Raw genomic sequence first — 20,096 nt, 5'->3', positions numbered from 1 at the left:
AAATATAAAACTCCAAATCATGAAAAGAAGCCTACTACTCTTTAGCCTATTCTTTTGCACAATAACATGTATTCAAGCACAAACATCCAATGTTACTATAACAGTAGATTGGCCACAATGGTCTACAGAAAACAAAGTAGAACTCTACAATTCCAATGGCACCATAGCTACCGGAGACGATACGCTTATTGCACCAGTAATCGATAATGGCTATGATGGCACAGGAGTTGCTGCAAATCCTTATAACACTTCGCAACTATATGTTAGTTTAACCAATAACGCAAATAGCCCAGCCGGAACGGGATATTATGTAAAGGTATATGACTTTTATGGAGATGGCTGGAATGGTAGCGGAAACATGACCATTACAGTAGATGGTATTTCCATATTAACTTTTGATGGTGTTTTTAGTACTAGCGGAACCAATGTAGAAGTAACAGAAACATTAAACTTTGCGGTGGAAGATCCTGCACCTCCTACTCCGCTTGCTCCTGGAATTTCAGAGTTTGACGGAAGCGGAAATAATTACATTGAATATATACATGGTAACTTACCTATAATTATATCTGCACCGCATGGCGGAACCATTACTTCTGGATCTTTACCAAACAGAACTTGCGGTACTACAGAGCCAGATGATAATACGGCAATTTTAATTCGCGCCATTCAAGATGAAATTTTTGCACAAACAGGTGGCTATGCGCATGTGGTTATTAATAATTTAAATAGAATTAAACTAGATCCTAATCGTGAAGTTTCTGAAGCTACATGTAGTAGTAACACCAATGCTTCCGACACCAATCAAGCGTTATATTATTGGAATGCTTTTCATAGTTTTCTAGATACTGCTAGTGCTTCGGTAGAGGCTAATTATGGTAAAGGTTTGTATATTGATTTACACGGACAAAGTCATACCACACCAAGAATAGAAATCGGATATAGAATCTCGCGTACCGATTTAACCAATAGCACAACCAACCATTTAAACACCATTTCTGGTACTTCTATTACCAGTTTGGTTGCCGATAATCTAAATAATTATACCCAAGAGGAATTGGTAAGAGGCACAAATAGCTTAGGGGCTTTATTTCATAATGCACCAGGCACCTTTTATGCAAGTCAGAATTATCCTGGCTGCGGAAGAGATGGAACTAACGGCTACCGAGCAACACCAAGTAATTTTAGTGGAAGCGGAAGTTGTAACGATGCAGCACCAAATAATAGTAATTACTTTAGTGGATTTTATTACAATAACGAACGTCATGGTTCTGGACCTGCAACAAGCGATGGTCTTGGTGGTGGCGGTACCGTGGATGGTATTATGACCGAGGTAAATAGACGGGTACGCGATGTTGGTAGCACTTTAGAACCTTTTGCTATAGATTATGCGCATGTGGTATTAGAATATATAGACACCCATTATAATGACTTTACCATTTACAATTATAGTGCTGCTACCTATGATGTAACCGATAGCGATCCCATACCAAGTATAGAAGGTGTTTCTGACGGACAATTTACAAGCACAGCAGGATTAACTATAAATGAGAATACCGGAGAAATAGATACTTCCAACTCCTTAGTAGGTACTTATGTGGTTACCTATTCTTTTGGACCAACTTCTGCCACCTATCCGAATGGATACTATAGCACCACAAGAAACATTGAAATTACAGACAATACATTAAGCACAAATGCTATAGAAAGCGAACACCTTTTATTTGTATATCCAAATCCAACAGCAGATTTTATACACTTTAAAGCTTCAAAAAACATATCGGAAGTACTAATATCTAATGCAATCGGACAACACGTTGGAAAGTACCTTTTTAATAAAAACATAGGTAAAATAGACCTTTCTAGTTTTCCTACGGGATTATATATCCTTCAGTTTTTAGACTATAATAAAAGTAAAGTACTAACAAAACAAATCCTGAAGAGGTAAAATCGCTTATACCATGAATTGCAATATCTGTAAAAATAAGCATATCCTTAAAAAGCATCTCTAATGTTTATTTTCTAATTCTGTGAATTTTCGCAAAGCATAAGATTATAACGCTTTGCAAGAAGGTAACAATGAATTAAAAAAACCATAAAAAACTGTAAACAAGTCGTATAACCTCTTTTTTATATCCAAGAAAAGCCAGTATAAACATACTGGCTTTTCCATTTTTAAGAAACAATAAAATGTTAAATATTACATTTTGTCGGGTTTTTTTGCATTTCAAGGATGTTTTATTAAAAAATTATATATATTAGCGCCATAATTAATGAAACATTCAATTTCTCAAACCCAAATCCTGATGAAAAAAATTACGTTTGTAGCTTTATTGCTACTGTTGGTTACACAGCTAACCTACGCTCAAGAAACTTATAAAAAAGTTAGTATTACTGCTACGCCAAATGCAATACAACAATTAGACGATGAAGGTATTGATCTTACCTGTGGTGTTATTATAAGAAACAACACTATGGATATTGAGTTAACGCAATATCAATTAGATAAATTAACCGCTAGAGGTATTCCATATACGGTATTGATAGAAGATATGGTTGCTTTTTACAGCCAAAGAGCTATAGCAGATTTACCAAGAGCTACTCGAGAATTACAACAAATGAAAGCTACTGCAGCTTCCTATCGCTCTTACAGTGTAGATGAAGTTTTAAATAATGTAGGACAATATAGCGAATGCGAAGAAATAGATTGGGCGGTACCTGCAAATTGGCATTTAAATAATGCGGCAAATTATCCTTCCGAAACCAATCACTTTGGTGGTTGTTTAACGTACCAAATGGTTTTAGATGAATTAGATGCTATGCGAGCACAATATCCGGGACTTATTTCGGTAAAATCGGATGCATCTTTAGTTTCTGGTGAATCCAATATCGCCGCTAATAAACAAACTACTTTTGAAGGAAGAAAAGTTTATTATGTTCGAATTTCTAATGACCCAAATGTAGATAATCCTAACAGACCGGAAACTTTATACCAATCGCTTATTCACTCTAGAGAGGCAGCGACAGTAATGAATCAGTTATATTTTATGTGGTATCTTTTAGAAAACTATGCTACAGATCCTGCAATTCAGAATTTAATAAACAACCAAGAGTTATATTTTATACCAGTATTAAATCCAGATGGTTTTGTATACAACCAAACCGTAGCTCCAGATGGTGGTGGTGGTCAACGTAAAAATAGAAATACAACGGGATCTAATTCTTGTAGTACCTATTTAAATGGTATTGATTTAAATAGAAACTCTGCTTATTATTGGGGTAATGGCGGTTCTTCCGCGTCAGCGTGTAATGATACCTATATGGGAACTGGACCATTTTCTGAAAACGAAACACAAATTATGCGTGATTTCTTTTTAGACCATGATTTTAAACTAGCTTTAAACCATCACTCGTATAAAAACGCAATGCTTCACGCCTATGCTGGTGTGAACCAAACAAACCCAAGACCAGACGAATACGCTAAGTATAACCATGACATGTCTTATTATAATAGATATATGCATGGCCCAAGTACCAATGTGACTTCTCTTAATAGTGGTAACATGAATGACTGGATGCTTGGAGGCCCTGCCGGAACAAGCGCAAATGGTACAGCTACAGGAACAGGTTCTGGAAAAAACACCTTGTCTTGGACTCCAGAAAATGGATTATCGTCTGAAGGTACAGGTGGTTCATATGGAGGCTTTTGGCCACAACCATCCAACTTTGTGCACATAGCAAAACGTGCTATGCGAATGAATTTTTTAGCCGCTTACTATAGTGGTAAATATGCGAAATTACATGACTTTAATCAAAGTGATATTATTTCTTTAAATGGGGATTTAAAATTTGCTGTTGAAAATTTAGGACAAACGGCTAGTGATTTTACAGTAACGGTTACGCCTATTTCTGCAAATATATTAACGGTTGGCGCACCAAGCACGCAAACAGGAATGCCTGTATTACAACAAAATAATGTGAATATAAGCTATACATTAGATCCTGCAATTCAATTAAATGACAAAATTGAATTCAAAGTAACGCTTACTAATGATAATGCTTCCGATAATGTTTTATATGAAGCAAACATTGTAAAACACTACTCTCCTACTGTTTTATTTGATGGAAATGCTTTATCTAATTGGTCACAAACTACAGGTACTTGGTATACTACATCCGATGCATACTCTAGCACAGCTATTACCTCAACAAATGGCGGTACTTATGCAAGTAATGATACTAAACATATTCAAATGAATGGTTCTCTAGATGTAACTGGAAACGCTAAAACAGTTATTCAGTTCTATGCTAAATGGGATTTAGAGCGTAGTTTTGATTATGTACAATTAGAAGGTTCTACAAACGGAACAACATGGACACCACTTTGTGGAAAACTAACAAAACCAGGAGCTCCAGATGATAATAATAACTATTCTAATAAATCTGGTACAAATAATAATTTTCAACCAGACTATGAACCGCTTTATGATGGAGATACGCAAGAAAGATGGAACATGGAAGAAATTGTAATCGATGCCACAGATAATTCCTTTTTAAACAATCAAAGTACGGTTTATTTAAGATTTGAATTTAAAACAGATAGCAATAATAGAAATGATACCTATTATAATATGGATTTTGAAGGTTTTACCTTTGATGACTTTAAAGTAATTGGTATTCAAATTCCTTGTGAAACAACGGTACCTACTAGCTTAGCAGTATCTAACTTAACAACAAGTACTGCAACAGTTACTTGGGATGCTATTCCATCGGCTACCTACGATGTAAGATACCGCGTAGTTGGAGATCCAAACTGGACAGAGGCTACAGATATAAATGATATTACATATACTATTACAGGATTAACTTTTAATGATTATGAAGTGCAGGTACGTACTAGATGTGCGGTTAGTACTTCGGCATATAGTGATTCGGAAAACTTTACCATCTCACAATGTATTGGAGATGTAGTTTCTGTATTTCCGTACAACGAAAGTTTTGAAAGTGGTTTAGGCTTGTGGAGTCAAGGTGCTTCAAACGAAATAGATTGGACACGTTTCTCAGGTTTAACACCATCAAACACGGGCTCAAATCCAATTAACACTACTGGACCAAGCGCAGCTTCAGATGGATCATTTTATATGTATACAGAATCTTCTAGTGCAAATAATGAAAAAGAGGCTTATCTTGTTAGTCCATGCATACAATTAAATGGAATGGAAAACTCGGAATTAACTTTCGATTATCACATGTTTGGCGCAAATATGGGTACACTTACTCTTGAAGTAAGTATAGATAATGGTGTGACGTACACAACTGAATTTACAAGAACTGGTAACCATCCCAATCAAAATGCTAATAGTGATCCATGGATAACAGAAACTGTAGATTTATCTGATTACAATGATCAAACCATAAAGCTACGTTTCTACGGTCTTACAGGATCAAATTACACCAGTGATATTTCTATTGATAATATTAGTATTACTGCAGACGAACCTGCAGTGTTAGTAGCGCCAACAGCTGTTTGTCAAAACATTACCGTACAATTAGATGCTACTGGAAATGCAACAATTGTTGCTGCAGATGTGGATGGCGGTTCTACAGATGACGTAGCCATTACAAATTACAGTATCGATATTAGTACTTTTGATTGTAGTAATGTGGGTACTCCAGTAAATGTGACACTTACAGTTACCGATGCAGATAACCAAACAGATACTTGTACTGCCACAGTAACTGTAGCAGATTCTATCGATCCTTTATGTGTAACAAAAGATATCACGATAGAATTAGATGCCAGCGGAAATGCAAGTATTACTGCAAGTCAAATAGACAATGGTTCTTCAGATAATTGCGGACTAACTGGTTTCTCAGTAACACCATCTTCTTTTAATTCAGGAAACACTGGTGATAATACGGTAACATTTACAGTAGTAGACGTAAACGGAAACAGTTCTAATTGCACGGCAATAGTAACCGTAAATGATAATGCTTTATCTATTGCTAATTTCAATTCCGATAATGTAATTATAAAACCAAACCCATTCAACACGAATGTAACCATTAACCTATCCTCTAATTTAAATAATAGCGAATTTGAAATAAATATCTATGACTTAAATGGTCGTGTTGTTTTAACACAAAGAAAATCTTGTTTGCAAGGAACTATTAAAGTAAACAATTTAGAACAATTAGAACAAGCGCCATATTTCATAAAAATACGCAATACTGAAAATGGAACAACAGTTACCAAAAGATTAATTAAAAACTAATCCATCACTATAAAGTATAAAAAAAAGCTGAATCTAAGGATTCAGCTTTTTTTTATAAAATTAGAAACTTATTCTAACAAAATCCAATCCCATAAATTAACATTTCAGTAATTAAATACATCATAATTATGCATTTCGTCGAATAAATTTGCGCTTTAAAGATGTTTCGTCTATATTTGTAACCTTAATTATTTAGTCCCAAACTAAAATTAATCTACTTATGAAAAATATTACTTTACTAGGTAAGCTATATCTGCTTTTATCCTTACTTGCTACTACTTTAACGTTCGCTCAAGTTACTATTGCTGACCACACTTTTGGTGGTGGCTTGGAAGGTTGGACAGATGGAGGTTCCCGCGCTGGTAGAAACTATAATGCTAGTAGCTGTACCAATTATGGTGCTATTTATACCTTTTATGATTATTATTCTGACACTAGCTCAAAAATGACTTCTCCTAATTATGACTTCTCACCATATACAGATATTACTATTTCTTTTTGTAATGTGAATAGTGGTAATCAAGAAAATGGAGATGGTTATGATTTACAATATTATGATGGTTCTTCTTGGACAACATTAAGACAGTTTAGAAAAGGGACAGATTATAATAATACGAGCACTTCTTTTAGTGTTAGTATAGATAGCGGTAGCTACACTTTTTCCAACAATTCTGCCATTCGATTTATTGGTAGATGTAATCAAACAAATGAATGGGCTGTGTGGGATGATATACGTATTGAAGGAACTACAGGAACACCTAATTATTGTACTTCCAATGGAAATGAATCAGATAATTTCAATACAGGAACACGATTAGTTGTTTTTAATACAATCAATAATGCTACTCCTAATGAAGACAACGATTATTCCGATTATACAAGTATATCTACTACTGTTAATCAAGGAAACACCTATAACTTAACGGTTAATGCAAATACAGATGGAAATTATACTACATATACCAATGTTTGGATAGATTGGAATCAAGATTTAGATTTTGATGATACTGGAGAAGCATATTTTTTAGGTACTAGATCTAATTCTAATAACGGAGCTACTTCACAATCCCCCTTAGCTATAACAGTTCCATTAGGTGCTACATTAGGCAATACGAGAATGCGAGTTTCTACAAGATATGGTGGTTCTGCTGATAGTTGTGATACAGGATTTGATGGCGAAGTAGAAGATTATACCATAAATGTAACATCCTCTTCTCCACAACCAGAAATCAATATTACTGGTAATGGTAACAGCATAAATGATGGAGATATCACACCTGTAGCTACAGATGACACAGAATTTGGTACTGTAGGAACAGGTGCTACTTCAGATCATACATTTACGATACATAATACTGGAACGTTACCTCTAAACTTAACAGGAGGTACGCCTTTAGTAGACATAACAGGTAATGCTGCATTTACCATCGTAACGCAACCTGGAGGAAATACGATTGCTGCTGGTAGTAGTAGAACTTTTGTAGTACGCTTTGCTCCTACTGTTGGAGGTACGGTTACGGCAAACATTTCTATAGCTAATAATGACAGTAACGAAAACCCTTATAATTTTAGAGTACAAGGTACTGGAAATGCGCCACAACCAGAAATAAATATTACAGGTAATGGTAACACCATCAATGATGGAGATACTACGCCTTCCACCACAGATAACACAGAATTTGGAGATACCTTTGTAGGAAATACAAGAGTACGTACCTATACTATTGAAAATTTAGGAACGGCTACTTTAAACATCAGCTCCGTAACGAGTAGTAATGGTATTTTTACCATTATAACAGCACCAGCAACTACAGTAGCAGCTGGTTCATCTACCACATTTACAGTACAATTTGCTCCAACAGCAGCTGGAACAACTACTTCGGTAATAACCGTAAATAATAATGACAGTAATGAAAATCCGTACACATTTACAGTAGAAGGAGCAGCAAACAGTGTTCCGCCATTATATACTGCCTATTATGAGAATTTTGATGCTAATAATGGGGCTTGGACAAATGTAACGACAACCAATGATTCTTGGGTTTGGACAGATAGTTTTACCACTACAGATGAAATGGCTGAAGGTTCTTTCTGGAGAAATTCAAGCTATGCGAATTATAACAACAATACCGATATTGAAATACAAAGTCCGATTATTAATTTATCGGGATTAAAAGATTTAAAATTTAGTATAGATCTTAAATACAACACCCAGAACAATACCGATGGTATGCGTATTCTATACTCTATTAATAATGGTGCTTTTACCACTTTAGGTTCTAGTGGTGATGGTACAAAATGGTACCAAGATAATGTTAGCGCATTAGGTTCTGATGGTTGGAATGATGATGGCCATACAGCTACTCCTGCGTTTGATCCACATAGTCAATTTGAAAGAGCATCTATAGAGTTATCTAACGCTACGTTTTCAAACATAGCTAATGTTAGATTTAGAGTCCAATTTAGATCCGATGCTAGTAGTACTAAAGAAGGTGTTGCATTTGACAATGTTTTAATTGAAGCAAACCCGATTTCGGCATTATCTGATGCTTCTATTGCTCCTGCCAATATTACGAATAACTTAAGGTTATGGTTAAAATCTAATGTTGGTATTACAGCAACCGATGGAAACAAATTAACAAACTGGGAAGATCAAGCTTATGATACCACTTTAGATAAAGAGGATGCCTATGCTTCTACTACTTTAGCTCCTACTTTTAGAGATAATGGTAGTCGCAATATGAATTACAACCCTGTTGCCGATTTTAATCATAACAACTTAGAATACATGCAAGGGAAAGGTGGTTATTTTGCTCAAGATTACTATGCTGTTTTTAGAAGTGATGATGAGATAGCTACAGATACTGGTGATTTATCACCAGGAAGAGAATTTGTTATTGGAGGTCGTTTCTCTGACGAAGCATATCACGAAGATGCTACAGGTTTAGGAATGGGAAGTACTTCTGCAAGATATGATAATGAAATCCTATCCCATACCATTAGTTCCTTTCCACAATCAGGTTCACCAAATGAAACCTCTTACGGACGATCGTATTCTACAACTTCTGACACGTATAGCAATCACCCGTTAATTGTAAATGTGAAAACAAATGCAGCTGGTACTTCTACCGAAATTTATAAAAACGGAAAACGTATTGATAATACCACTGGAAAAGCGGGTAACAACGCCGATTTAAATTTTAATGAATTCAATAACTTACAATATTTATTAGGAGTAGGAAGAAGTAGCCTTGCAGGAAGAACATCTTCACAAATGAACGGAATGATTAGCGAAATCATATCGTATACCTCGCCTAATTCTGCTATTAATCAACAAAAAATACAAAGTTATTTAGCGGTAAAATACGGAGTAACATTACAAGACGACACAAGTACCTTATCAGATCATCGCTTAAACGATGCAAATTACATAGACTCTCAAGGTAATGTGATTTGGAATACAAGTACTAATTCTGGTCATAATTATGATATCGCAGGAATTGGTCGTGATGACGCTTCACTATTAGATCAAAGACAATCCAGAAGTCAAAATGATGAAGCAGATGGTACCGGACCAACAAGTGGTTTCCTTACCATGGCACTTACAAGTACCCATGAAACCAATAAAGAAAACATTGCAAACACTACTGCTTTAGCAAATAGACAATTTTTAATGTGGGGTAATAACAATGCAGATATTCTTGGAGCTCCAATGAACATTACCGTAGACATGAGTGCTGCTATTGCTGATGCTTCTTTAACAACCGAAGTGAGCTTTACTGCTATTCCTCGTATTTGGAAAGTAGTGGAAGTTAATGGCGATATTCCTAAAGTGGAAGTTTCCATACCTGTAAGTACTGTTCGAACGGCTACGCCACCAGATGGAAATTATTTAATGTTTATATCGCAATCAGGTGTTTTCGACCCTACGGCAGATTATAGAGTAATGAAAGAAGTAGGCGGTAAATTATATGCTGAATATGATTTTGATGGTACCGAATATATCACCTTTGGATGGGCACCAGAACGTACTTTTCAACGTTCTATATACTTCGACTCTGCAGATCAAAACTATATAGATATAGATGATAATTTAGATTTAAGTGCATCCGGATTTACCGTATCTGCTTGGGTTAATAAAAAATCTGGATCGAATAATACCTCTATACTTTCAAAAAGAAACGAAGAAGGCTTTTTATTAGGATATACAGAAGGCTATGATTTTAGAATAAATAATACAGGAAGATTTAATGTTTCCTGGTTTAATTCCTCAGGCGCTAAGCAATCCTTAACTTCGTCTGTTGCAATCCCGAATAACGAATGGCATCAATTAGCTGTCATTTACAATGGCACAAGAGCAACCTTATACATTGATGGTGTTGCAGATACTTCAGCAAATAGAAGCGCTCCTGCTAATACAGACCATTCGTTCTTTATAGGTGCCGCTGCCAAAGAGAATCCTGAGCGTTTCTTTAATGGTAATATTGATGAAGTTCGTGTTTGGAATACCGCTTTAACAGCAAACCAATTGCGATTTATTATGAATCAAGAAATTGAAGACAATGCTAGTTTTTCTTCTGGAAAATACTTTTTAGATAATGGGATACTTCCTACTAAAGATGATATTGCCGTAATTCCTTGGAATGATTTAGAAGGATACTACCCAATGTCAACATATACCTATACAAATACAAAAGATAATTCTGGAAAAGGACATCAAGGTGCTCTTAAAAATTTAAGAACTGTAGATCACCAAACTGCGCCACTTCCTTATATATCAAATGCAAATGGGGATTGGAATACCAATGCAACTTGGTTAAATGGAAATCTACAAACCATTCCAGGAACTGCTTCTATTGTAGATAACACAAAAACAATAGACTGGAATATTGTAGTAACAAATCATAACGTTACTATGAATAATACTAGTTTGCCTAGTGCAAATAATGAAAACAGATCGGTATTAGGTTTATTTGTAGATGCAAACAAACTTACTGTTAATGGAGATAATGCTTCTAGTACAGGTAACGGTTTAACGGTTTCGCATTACTTAAATTTAGATGGAAAAATAGATTTACAAGGAGAATCACAACTTATTCAAACAGAAGATAGTGATCTAAATGTTACTAGTGCTGGTACTCTTGAAAAAGACCAACAAGGTACCGAAGATTATTTCACGTATAACTATTGGTCTTCTCCTGTTGGAGTTAGTAACACCACATCGAATAATAACAGCTATACCTTAAATGATAACATATTTAAAGATGGTTCTAATCCGCTTGCTCCGGTTAATATGAATTTTGTATCGGGCTATAATGGTTCTAATGGTACTCCGATTGGTATTGCTAATTACTGGATTTGGAAATTTAATAATAGAACTTCTGAAGATTATGCCTCTTGGCAACATATTAGAAATACCGGAACCTTATTTCCTGGTGAAGGATTTACCATGAAAGGTGTTGCAAATACTAGCGGAAATCTAAGTTTACAACAAAACTATACCGTAGAAGGAAAACCTAATAATGGAAATATAACACTTCCTATTAATGCCGGTAATGATTACTTAATTGGTAATCCATATGCTTCTTCCGTAGATGCAGACACCTTTATTTTAGCGAATACCAATACCACTGGTGCCATATACTACTGGGAACATTTTGGTGGTGGTACGCACAACACCATAGAATATCAAGGTGGATACGCAGTGTATAATCTATCTGGTGGTACTCCAGCACTTCAATATGACTACGTTACTGGTGGTACAGATGCTTCTGGAGGTACAGGTGTGAAAGAACCTGGTAGATATATTCCTGTTGCTCAAGGATTCTTCGTTATTGGTAATACAACAGGTACTATTAATTTTGATAACAACCAACGCGTTTTCACAAAAGAAGGTACTTCTTCTGTTTTCATAAGAAGCAGCGCAACAGCATCTAACAGAGAAAATGTGACTACGGAAGTCGATAATAGATTAAAAATGAGATTAAGCTTTAACGCTTCCAATACCTATAAAAGACAATTATTAGTTACTAGAGATGCTTCTGCTACAGATTTAGTGGACTTTGGTTTTGATGCGATAAATAAAGATGATCAAGCGAATGATATGTTCTGGATGATAGAAGATGAAAAATTTATTATTCAAGGTACTAATGCTATTGACGAATCTGTTGTTCTTCCGTTAGGAATAAAAATTAGTAACACTGGTATCCATACTTTTAAAATTGATGCATTACTTAACTTTCCTGAAGATTTACAAGTATACCTTCATGATAAAACATTAGATCTATACCATAACTTGCGTAATACAGAGTATTCTTTAACGGTAGCTGCTGGTGAATATTTAGATCGTTTTGAAGTTACTTTTACCGATCAAGAATTAAGTATCGAAGAAGTGGAAACAAATAATGTGGATGTGTATTTTGCAAACGATATAGAGAGCATGGTTATAAACAACCCTAGAAACATTCAAATAGACCAAGCTTCTATTATTAATATAGTAGGACAAGAAGTATATAGTTATGACGATATTATCGATACAAACTATATAGCACTTAAAGCTAAAGACCTAAGTGCTGGTACGTATATTATCCGCTTAAAAACAGAAATTGGTGAAATTTCTAAAAAGGTTTTAGTTAAATAATAGATCCCTAATCTACCATATAAGTAACTAACTTTGTAAAAGCCTAAAACTTTATGTTTTAGGCTTTTTTATGCATTAAAAGCGCAAATCTTGCAGCTTTCCATTAAAGGTTTTTCACTGCTTATTTTGTTAAAAAATGCATTTCATCGTATTTTTTATGCGTTTCATAGAGCTGTTAGGGATATTTTCTTATATTTGGAACAGAATAAACCTATAAAAGAATCTATTCATGAAAACAACATTACTATTTATCAGTGCTTTTTTATACATACAACTACTTGCCGCACAAAACCCAATAACCAATAATGCCGAATGGACAGTTAGTAACATAACTCCAGATCATGAATTAGAGTATCCAAATACAATCGTCTATGGTCCCGATGGTAATTTATGGATTACAGAAAGAACAGGAAAAAAAGTAGTAAAAGTGAGTCCGAATAATGGAATGAATACTAAATCTACCATGTTAGATTTAACTTCGGTAGTATCGCAAAATTTTGGACAAGACGGATTAATGGGAATGGCAGTGCATCCAGAATTATACACCAATATTAATACCTCCAATAACTATGTGTATTTAGCGTATACGTATAACAATGGAAGTCTAAAATTAAGAATTGAACGCTATACCTATAATACGACTAATGGAAAATTAGATAGTGGAAGTGCTACTACCCTTTTTGAAGACTTAGACGCAGGAAATGATCATAACTCTGGGAAACTTAAAATTGGTCCCGATTTAAAATTGTACTATACCGCTGGAGATAATGGGGCAAATCAATTTAATAATAGATGTAACCCAATTAGATCTCAATTTTTACCAACGCAAACAGAAGTAAACAACGAGAATTACTACAGCTATCAAGGAAAAATTTTAAGGTTTAATCTAGATGGAACTATTCCTTCTGACAATCCATTCCTTAATGGTGTACAAAGTCATATCTATTCTCTAGGCCATAGAAATCCGCAAGGAATCGTTTTTGGATCTAACGGTAAACTATATTCTTCAGAACATGGACCAAATACAGATGATGAATTAAATATCATTGCATCTGGTAAAAATTATGGTTGGCCAGAAATTGCTGGATACTATGATGATATGGCGTATCGATATTGCAATACCTCTGCAATATCAGGATGTACTACAAGTACTTCTTGTGATAACCAATCAGGAATACCAGAATCAACATCAGGTATGCCAGCAAACTTTCAAGCACCTATTGGAACGTATAACAGTACTGCAGCTATACAACCTACAGGAAGCTGGTTAACATGGCCAACTATTGGTCCGGCAAGTATAGATATTTATGAAGGCGGATTAATTCCTAATTGGGGAACTTCTCTTTTAATTCCTGCGTTAAAAAAAGGAACTATTTATAGGGCCAAATTAAATGCTGCTGGTGATGCTTTGGTTCCAATAGATGGAGGATCGCAATATTATGAAGAATTTCATTCCGATGATACTAGATTTAGAGATGTTATAGCTGCGCCAGATGGCATTACATTCTTTGCCATTACAGATAATAGTGGAGGTACTTCTGGGCCTTCAGGTAACCAATCGGTAACCACTTATGAAACTCCTGGAGTTATTGTCAAAATTAGATATACAGGACAAACCCTTGGAACAGAAACAATAAGTCTACAAAATAGTTTTTCCTTATTCCCTAACCCTACTACCAATAGCTTTAAGTTAAAATTTACAACTACTAAGCTTAGTAAAGTATCCATAAAAGTTATAGACATTCAAGGACGAATAGTGCATCAAGTCAGTAATATTTCCAGTAATGATACGGTGAACACAAGTTCATTATCTAGTGGTTTATACTTTATTAAAATATATAACTCCCAATGCAATGAAATAGCTTCCAAAAAGCTAATCAAAAAATAATACAGCATTACAATCGCTTATAAATGAAATATTCAAAGTATTTACTTGAAAAAAGCAATAACTAATGCATTTCATCGATTTTATTTGCATTTCATAGAATTAAAAATTACATTTGATTAGCTATTAAAATTTAGTCCCAAACTAAACTTAACCAATCATGAAAAATATCACTTTTTCACTAAAACTTTGTGTCTTAGTATTTTGTATACATTTCACATCTGAAACTGCTGCGCAAGTAACAATTTCAAATGATAACTTCAACACCAACAACTATGGAATATGGAATGATGGTGGTGACCATTGTCGAATACTATATAATGCACCAATAAATGGAACCAGAGCTGTTGAGCTAAGAAATGTTAGCACAGATCCAACAGACACCAATACTTCCATGACTACAAATAATATCAATCTAATACCTTATGGATCTGCAACTATCTCTTTCGATTTCAGAACTAAAGATTTTTGGTGGGGATTAGACTTTTGGGTACAATATTCAGAAGATGGAGGAAGCACATGGACAACGATTAAAAAATATGCTAAAAATGTGGACTTTGCTAGTGACAATGTAAATTACCCAGTATCTTTAGACTTAAGTTATAACGACTATACCTTTTCCGCAAATTCTAAATTTAGAATTCGTTGTGATGCCGCTAATGATAATAATAGAGTAGTATATATTGATAATGTTAAAATTGTTGGACATCCAAAAGCTCCAGATATCGATGTTAGAGGAAACACCTACTCTATTCCTGATGGGGATACTACACCACGAATTACAGATAACACCAACTATGGAAGTGCAAACTCTGGCATAACCATTACAAGATCTTTTTCTATACATAATATTGGATCTGCAAATTTAAATATTTCGGGGATTTCTATTTCTAACACCACTGACTTTGCCATTGTGGGCTCCCCTTATGCTACATCCATAGCTATAAATGATTTCACAACATTTTCTATTAAATATAATGCTATAAGTGCAGGAAGTAAATCTACTACTTTGACTATAAACAATAACGACAATGATGCATCTTCTTATCAGTTTTTGATCATCGCTAAATCGGAAGAAAATTTTTATGATAGCGATGGCGATGGTATTTATGATAGTATAGATATCGATGACGATAATGATGGAATTACAGATGCTGAAGAACAGGCTGCTTGTCAAAATTCGGCTATTTCAATTACTGCTAATTATAAATTTTTACATGAAACTTTTGGTTCTGGAAACACTAGAACCACCATTAATACAACCTATGATGCAGAAACCACCTATTGTTATGAACCAGGCACAGTAGGAACAAATACTATAGATTGCCCAGATGCTAATAAAGTAGATTTAAATGATGGTAAATATGTAGTGTATCACAAAGCTACCAATGGCGATGGTACAGACCAAACTCCGGTAAATGAAGTAGCAAGTTGGTCCGATGATTTTTGGTACACCGGAGAAGATCATACTCCTGGAGATAGCAATGGAAGAATGGCAATGTTCAACGCTTCCTTTGATCCGGGATTATTTTACACCGCTTCTATTAAAGGTTCCTTACCAAACACACCAGTAACTTATAGTTTTTGGGTACTAAATTTAGATCGATCAGATGCGCCAAATATAGGATCCAGGCTAAGACCTAATATTTTAGTAGAATTTAGAGATGTAAATAATAATGTTTTACAATCTATTACTACTGGAGATATCCCTCCTTCTATAGTTGGAAATCCAGCAGCAAGTTGGCACCAATTTACTGCCGATTTAACTTTTGCGGTTAGTGAATTTAATGTGTTTTTTATTAATAATGAACTTGGTGGTTTAGGTAATGACCTTGCTATTGATGATATTACAATTAGCCAAACTTTATGCGATACCGATAGTGATGGTGTTGCTGATGTTTTCGATTTAGATTCAGACAATGACGGTATCCCTGATGTTGTAGAGGCTGGGTTAGGTAACTTTAGCGGTGCAAGTGCGACCTTAACAGGTGCAGCGACTTGGCTGGATCTTAATGGTAACGGAATGCATGATTTGGTAGAAGGCAATATTACTTTAGATTCCGACAATGATGGTACTCCTAACTTTTTGGATTTAGATTCCGATAATGACTCTATTTTTGATGTCGATGAATCTGGTGCTGGAAATTCAGGTAAACCAAACTACCAAAATGGGGATGGTGATATTGATGGTGATGGTGTTGGTGATGGATTAGATACAGATGAAGTTAGACCTACAGACTTAGATTCCGATGGAACACTAGAGTATTACACAGATGGTATTTTAGATATTTATGACGCTTATAATGGTGGTACTTTTAATTCCGCTTACGGAAACACCAATCAAGGAAATGGTAATTTCTACTACGTTTTGGATACAGATAATGACGGTATTCCAGATTATATGGATACGACTTCCGATGGTGCTACTTATGATATTTCACATACCTTATACGCAGATTTAGATGCAGATAACGATGGAGTTATTGATGATACAAATGATGCGGAAGGTGACGGACTTGTAGATCTTTTTGATACAGACGATAGTGCTTTTGGCTCTCCAAGAGATATACATAAAAAACTATTACTTTTCTTTGATGGAAGAAATGATTACATAGAAGATGCCGAAATGTTAAGCGGTAAACAAAATGTATCTATCATGGGATGGGTGAAAATAGATCCTTCATTTACTGGAGGCGCAATAATTTTTGGACAATCTAATATAGAAATTGAAATTCAAGATTATTCCGAACCAAGAGTATATGCCATAGTTAACGGAACAACTATTTCTAATAACCCAATAACAAATCCTATAGTAAAAAACCAATGGTGTCATCTTGCTGCTGTTTTTGACGGCACAAGCAATAGTTTAAAATTATATTTAAACGGATTAGAAATTGCAAACACTACAAGTGCCGATAGCTCATTAGACAATAATACCTACAAATTCACAATGGGTAGGGCTGCAAATTTCTATGATGTAGATACGTATTTTAAAGGATCACTAGATGAAGTACGAATTTTTGATAAATCCCTTTCCGAAAACGAATTACAAAAAATAGTATATCAAGAAATTGAAAATAATACCTCTACTATTAGAGGAAGTGTGATTCCTAAAGACATTACTAATTTTATGGATGAAAGTACTATTCATCCATTGCCATGGAACTCTTTATTACGCTATTATAGATTAGATCAGTTTAAAGGAGACATTACAGACAATTTAACAACACCTGCTATAGATACTGGGACTGGAGCAAAATTATATAATATTAAAATTATTGATTACCAAACTGCTCCTATGCCTTTTATCACACAACGAAGTGGTGATTTAGCTACCGCTGTAGATATTCCAGAAGATGGTGTTAATGGAAATGATGCCATCATGTACGACTGGTCCATTGTTAAAATAAGACATAATAATGTTACCACAGCCGATGAAAACAAACACCTAGGAATCTTTATTGATGAATTAGATGCTAGCGCAAACCCTGTTATATTAAAAATCAATAACAACTCTGGTTTATCTATAAATTGGTATTTAAAATTAGACGGTATCATTGACTTAGTTGGAGAATCACAATTAATTCAAGGACCCGAAAGTGAATTAGACATTACCAGTAAAGGTGCCATAGAAAAGGATCAACAAGGTACTCAAGATTATTATACCTATAATTATTGGTCTTCTCCTGTCGGAATTAGAAATACCACTTCCAATAATAATAGTTATACTTTAAATGACAACCTATTTAAAGATGGAACAAATCCGCTATTACCTTCCAATATAAATTTTGTATCTGGTTATAACGGTTCCAATGGTTCTCCTATTAGTATTGCTGATTATTGGATTTGGAAATTTAGTAACCGAGCGTCCGACGATTACGCATCATGGCAACATGTAAGAAATACAGGAACCTTATTTGCTGGTGAAGGATTTACAATGAAAGGAGTTACAAACACTAGTAATAACGTAGCTTTAAAACAAAACTATACCATTCTTGGAAAACCAAACAATGGGGATATTTCACTTCCTATAAACGCTGGTAATGATTATCTTGTTGGTAACCCATATCCATCTGCCATAGATGCCGAAAAATTTATTCTAGACAACGGACCTACTATTTCGGGTACTGGTAATACTACTGGAACACTATATTTTTGGGAACATTGGGGTGGCGGATCTCACATTCTTGCAGAATACCAAGGTGGATATGCAACCTATAATCTTTCTGGCGGAACACCATCTGCGTCCCTAGGAACTAGTGATCCAGATGTAAGTACTGGTGGCACTCCAACCAAAATACCAGGTAAATATATTCCGGTTGCGCAAGGATTCTTTGTCACTGGAGAAGCTACAGGTACAGTTAAATTTAAAAATAGCCAACGTGTTTTCCAAAAAGAAGGTGCTAGTTCTGTATTTGTTCGTACCGAAGAAAACTCCCCAGCGATTACAAATGCCGACAACGGCGATGACAGAATAAAACTACGTCTTGGTTTTAATTCTGTAAATACCATTCACAGACAATTACTAATTACAGCAGATGAAAGAGCTTCTGTAGATTATGATTGGGGTTTTGATGCTAAAAGTTTAGATGATCAAATGGATGATATGTTTTGGATGATTGCTACAGATAAGTATTTAATTCAAGGTATTGACCAAATACATGAAGCTACAGTATTACCTATTGGTATACATACTAAAAATGCAGGAATTAATACAATAACCATAGACCATTTAGTAAACTTCCCAGAAGATTTACAAATTTATGTTCATGATATAGATTTAAACCTATACCACAATTTAAGAACTAGTGATTATGCAATTAGTTTACCCGCAGGAGAGCATTTAAACCGTTTTGAAATTACTTTTACCAATCAAACTTTAAGTATAGAAGAAGTGGAAACAAATAATGTAGCCGTGTATTTTGCTAACGATATAGAGAGCATGGTTATAAACAACCCTACAAACATTCAAATAGACCAAGCTTCTATTATTAATATAGTAGGACAAGAAGTATATAGTTATGATGATATTATCGATACAAACTATATAGCACTTAAAGCTAAAGATCTAAGTGCTGGTACATATATTATCCGCTTAAAAACAGAAATTGGTGAAATTTCTAAAAAGGTTTTAGTTAAATAATAGATCCCTAATCTACTATTAGCTTTCACTAAACGTTGTTAAAACCCAAAATGTATTGTTTTGGGTTTTTTTATGCATGATACTTTCCCTAATCTATTGAAATACGACAAACATCCAAGCTTTAGCACTTTTTAAAACTGATTATAGCCGATACAA

The 20,096-nt window shown here is 34.7% G+C and carries 5 protein-coding genes; all 5 read left to right on the top strand.

Annotation, left to right across the window (positions count from 1 at the left end; translation table 11 throughout):
- The first annotated feature begins 19 nt into the window (after window positions 1-19).
- The 5 genes from ACVCXO_RS04695 (at window position 20) to ACVCXO_RS04675 (ending at window position 19,940) form a co-directional block, all read left to right on the top strand.
- Window positions 20-1,945 carry a T9SS type A sorting domain-containing protein gene (locus ACVCXO_RS04695; RefSeq protein WP_452228441.1) on the top strand — a complete coding sequence of 642 codons (1,926 nt, stop codon included), beginning with the start codon at window positions 20-22 and terminating at the stop codon, window positions 1,943-1,945.
- 358 nt (window positions 1,946-2,303) lie between these two features.
- The gene (locus tag ACVCXO_RS04690) at window positions 2,304-6,272 is read left to right on the top strand and encodes a M14 family zinc carboxypeptidase (protein WP_452228440.1); all 3,969 of its coding nucleotides are present in this window, start codon (window positions 2,304-2,306) and stop codon (window positions 6,270-6,272) included.
- Between the two features lie 220 nt (window positions 6,273-6,492).
- A complete protein-coding gene (locus ACVCXO_RS04685) occupies window positions 6,493-12,912 on the top strand; it encodes a choice-of-anchor D domain-containing protein (protein ID WP_452228439.1) in 6,420 nt (2,139 codons plus the stop codon).
- A 229-nt stretch (window positions 12,913-13,141) separates the two neighbouring features.
- Window positions 13,142-14,800, top strand: a complete 1,659-nt coding sequence (locus tag ACVCXO_RS04680) for a PQQ-dependent sugar dehydrogenase (RefSeq protein WP_452228438.1) — start codon at window positions 13,142-13,144, stop codon at window positions 14,798-14,800.
- A 157-nt stretch (window positions 14,801-14,957) separates the two neighbouring features.
- Complete coding sequence (locus ACVCXO_RS04675) at window positions 14,958-19,940, top strand: LamG-like jellyroll fold domain-containing protein (protein ID WP_452228437.1); 4,983 nt, start codon at window positions 14,958-14,960, stop codon at window positions 19,938-19,940.
- Window positions 19,941-20,096: the final 156 nt, after the last annotated feature.

The organism is Lacinutrix sp. MEBiC02404, assembly GCF_053601575.1.
This window is presented reverse-complemented; position numbering and strand designations above follow the sequence as displayed.

What these genes read in the sequence shown, in the direction of transcription:
- ACVCXO_RS04695 (WP_452228441.1), top strand. Translation starts at nt 20, where the DNA reads ATGAAAAGAAGCCTACTACTCTTTAGCCTATTCTTTTGCACAATAACA.
- ACVCXO_RS04690 (WP_452228440.1), top strand. Translation starts at nt 2,304, where the DNA reads ATGAAAAAAATTACGTTTGTAGCTTTATTGCTACTGTTGGTTACACAG.
- ACVCXO_RS04685 (WP_452228439.1), top strand. Translation starts at nt 6,493, where the DNA reads ATGAAAAATATTACTTTACTAGGTAAGCTATATCTGCTTTTATCCTTA.
- ACVCXO_RS04680 (WP_452228438.1), top strand. Translation starts at nt 13,142, where the DNA reads ATGAAAACAACATTACTATTTATCAGTGCTTTTTTATACATACAACTA.
- ACVCXO_RS04675 (WP_452228437.1), top strand. Translation starts at nt 14,958, where the DNA reads ATGAAAAATATCACTTTTTCACTAAAACTTTGTGTCTTAGTATTTTGT.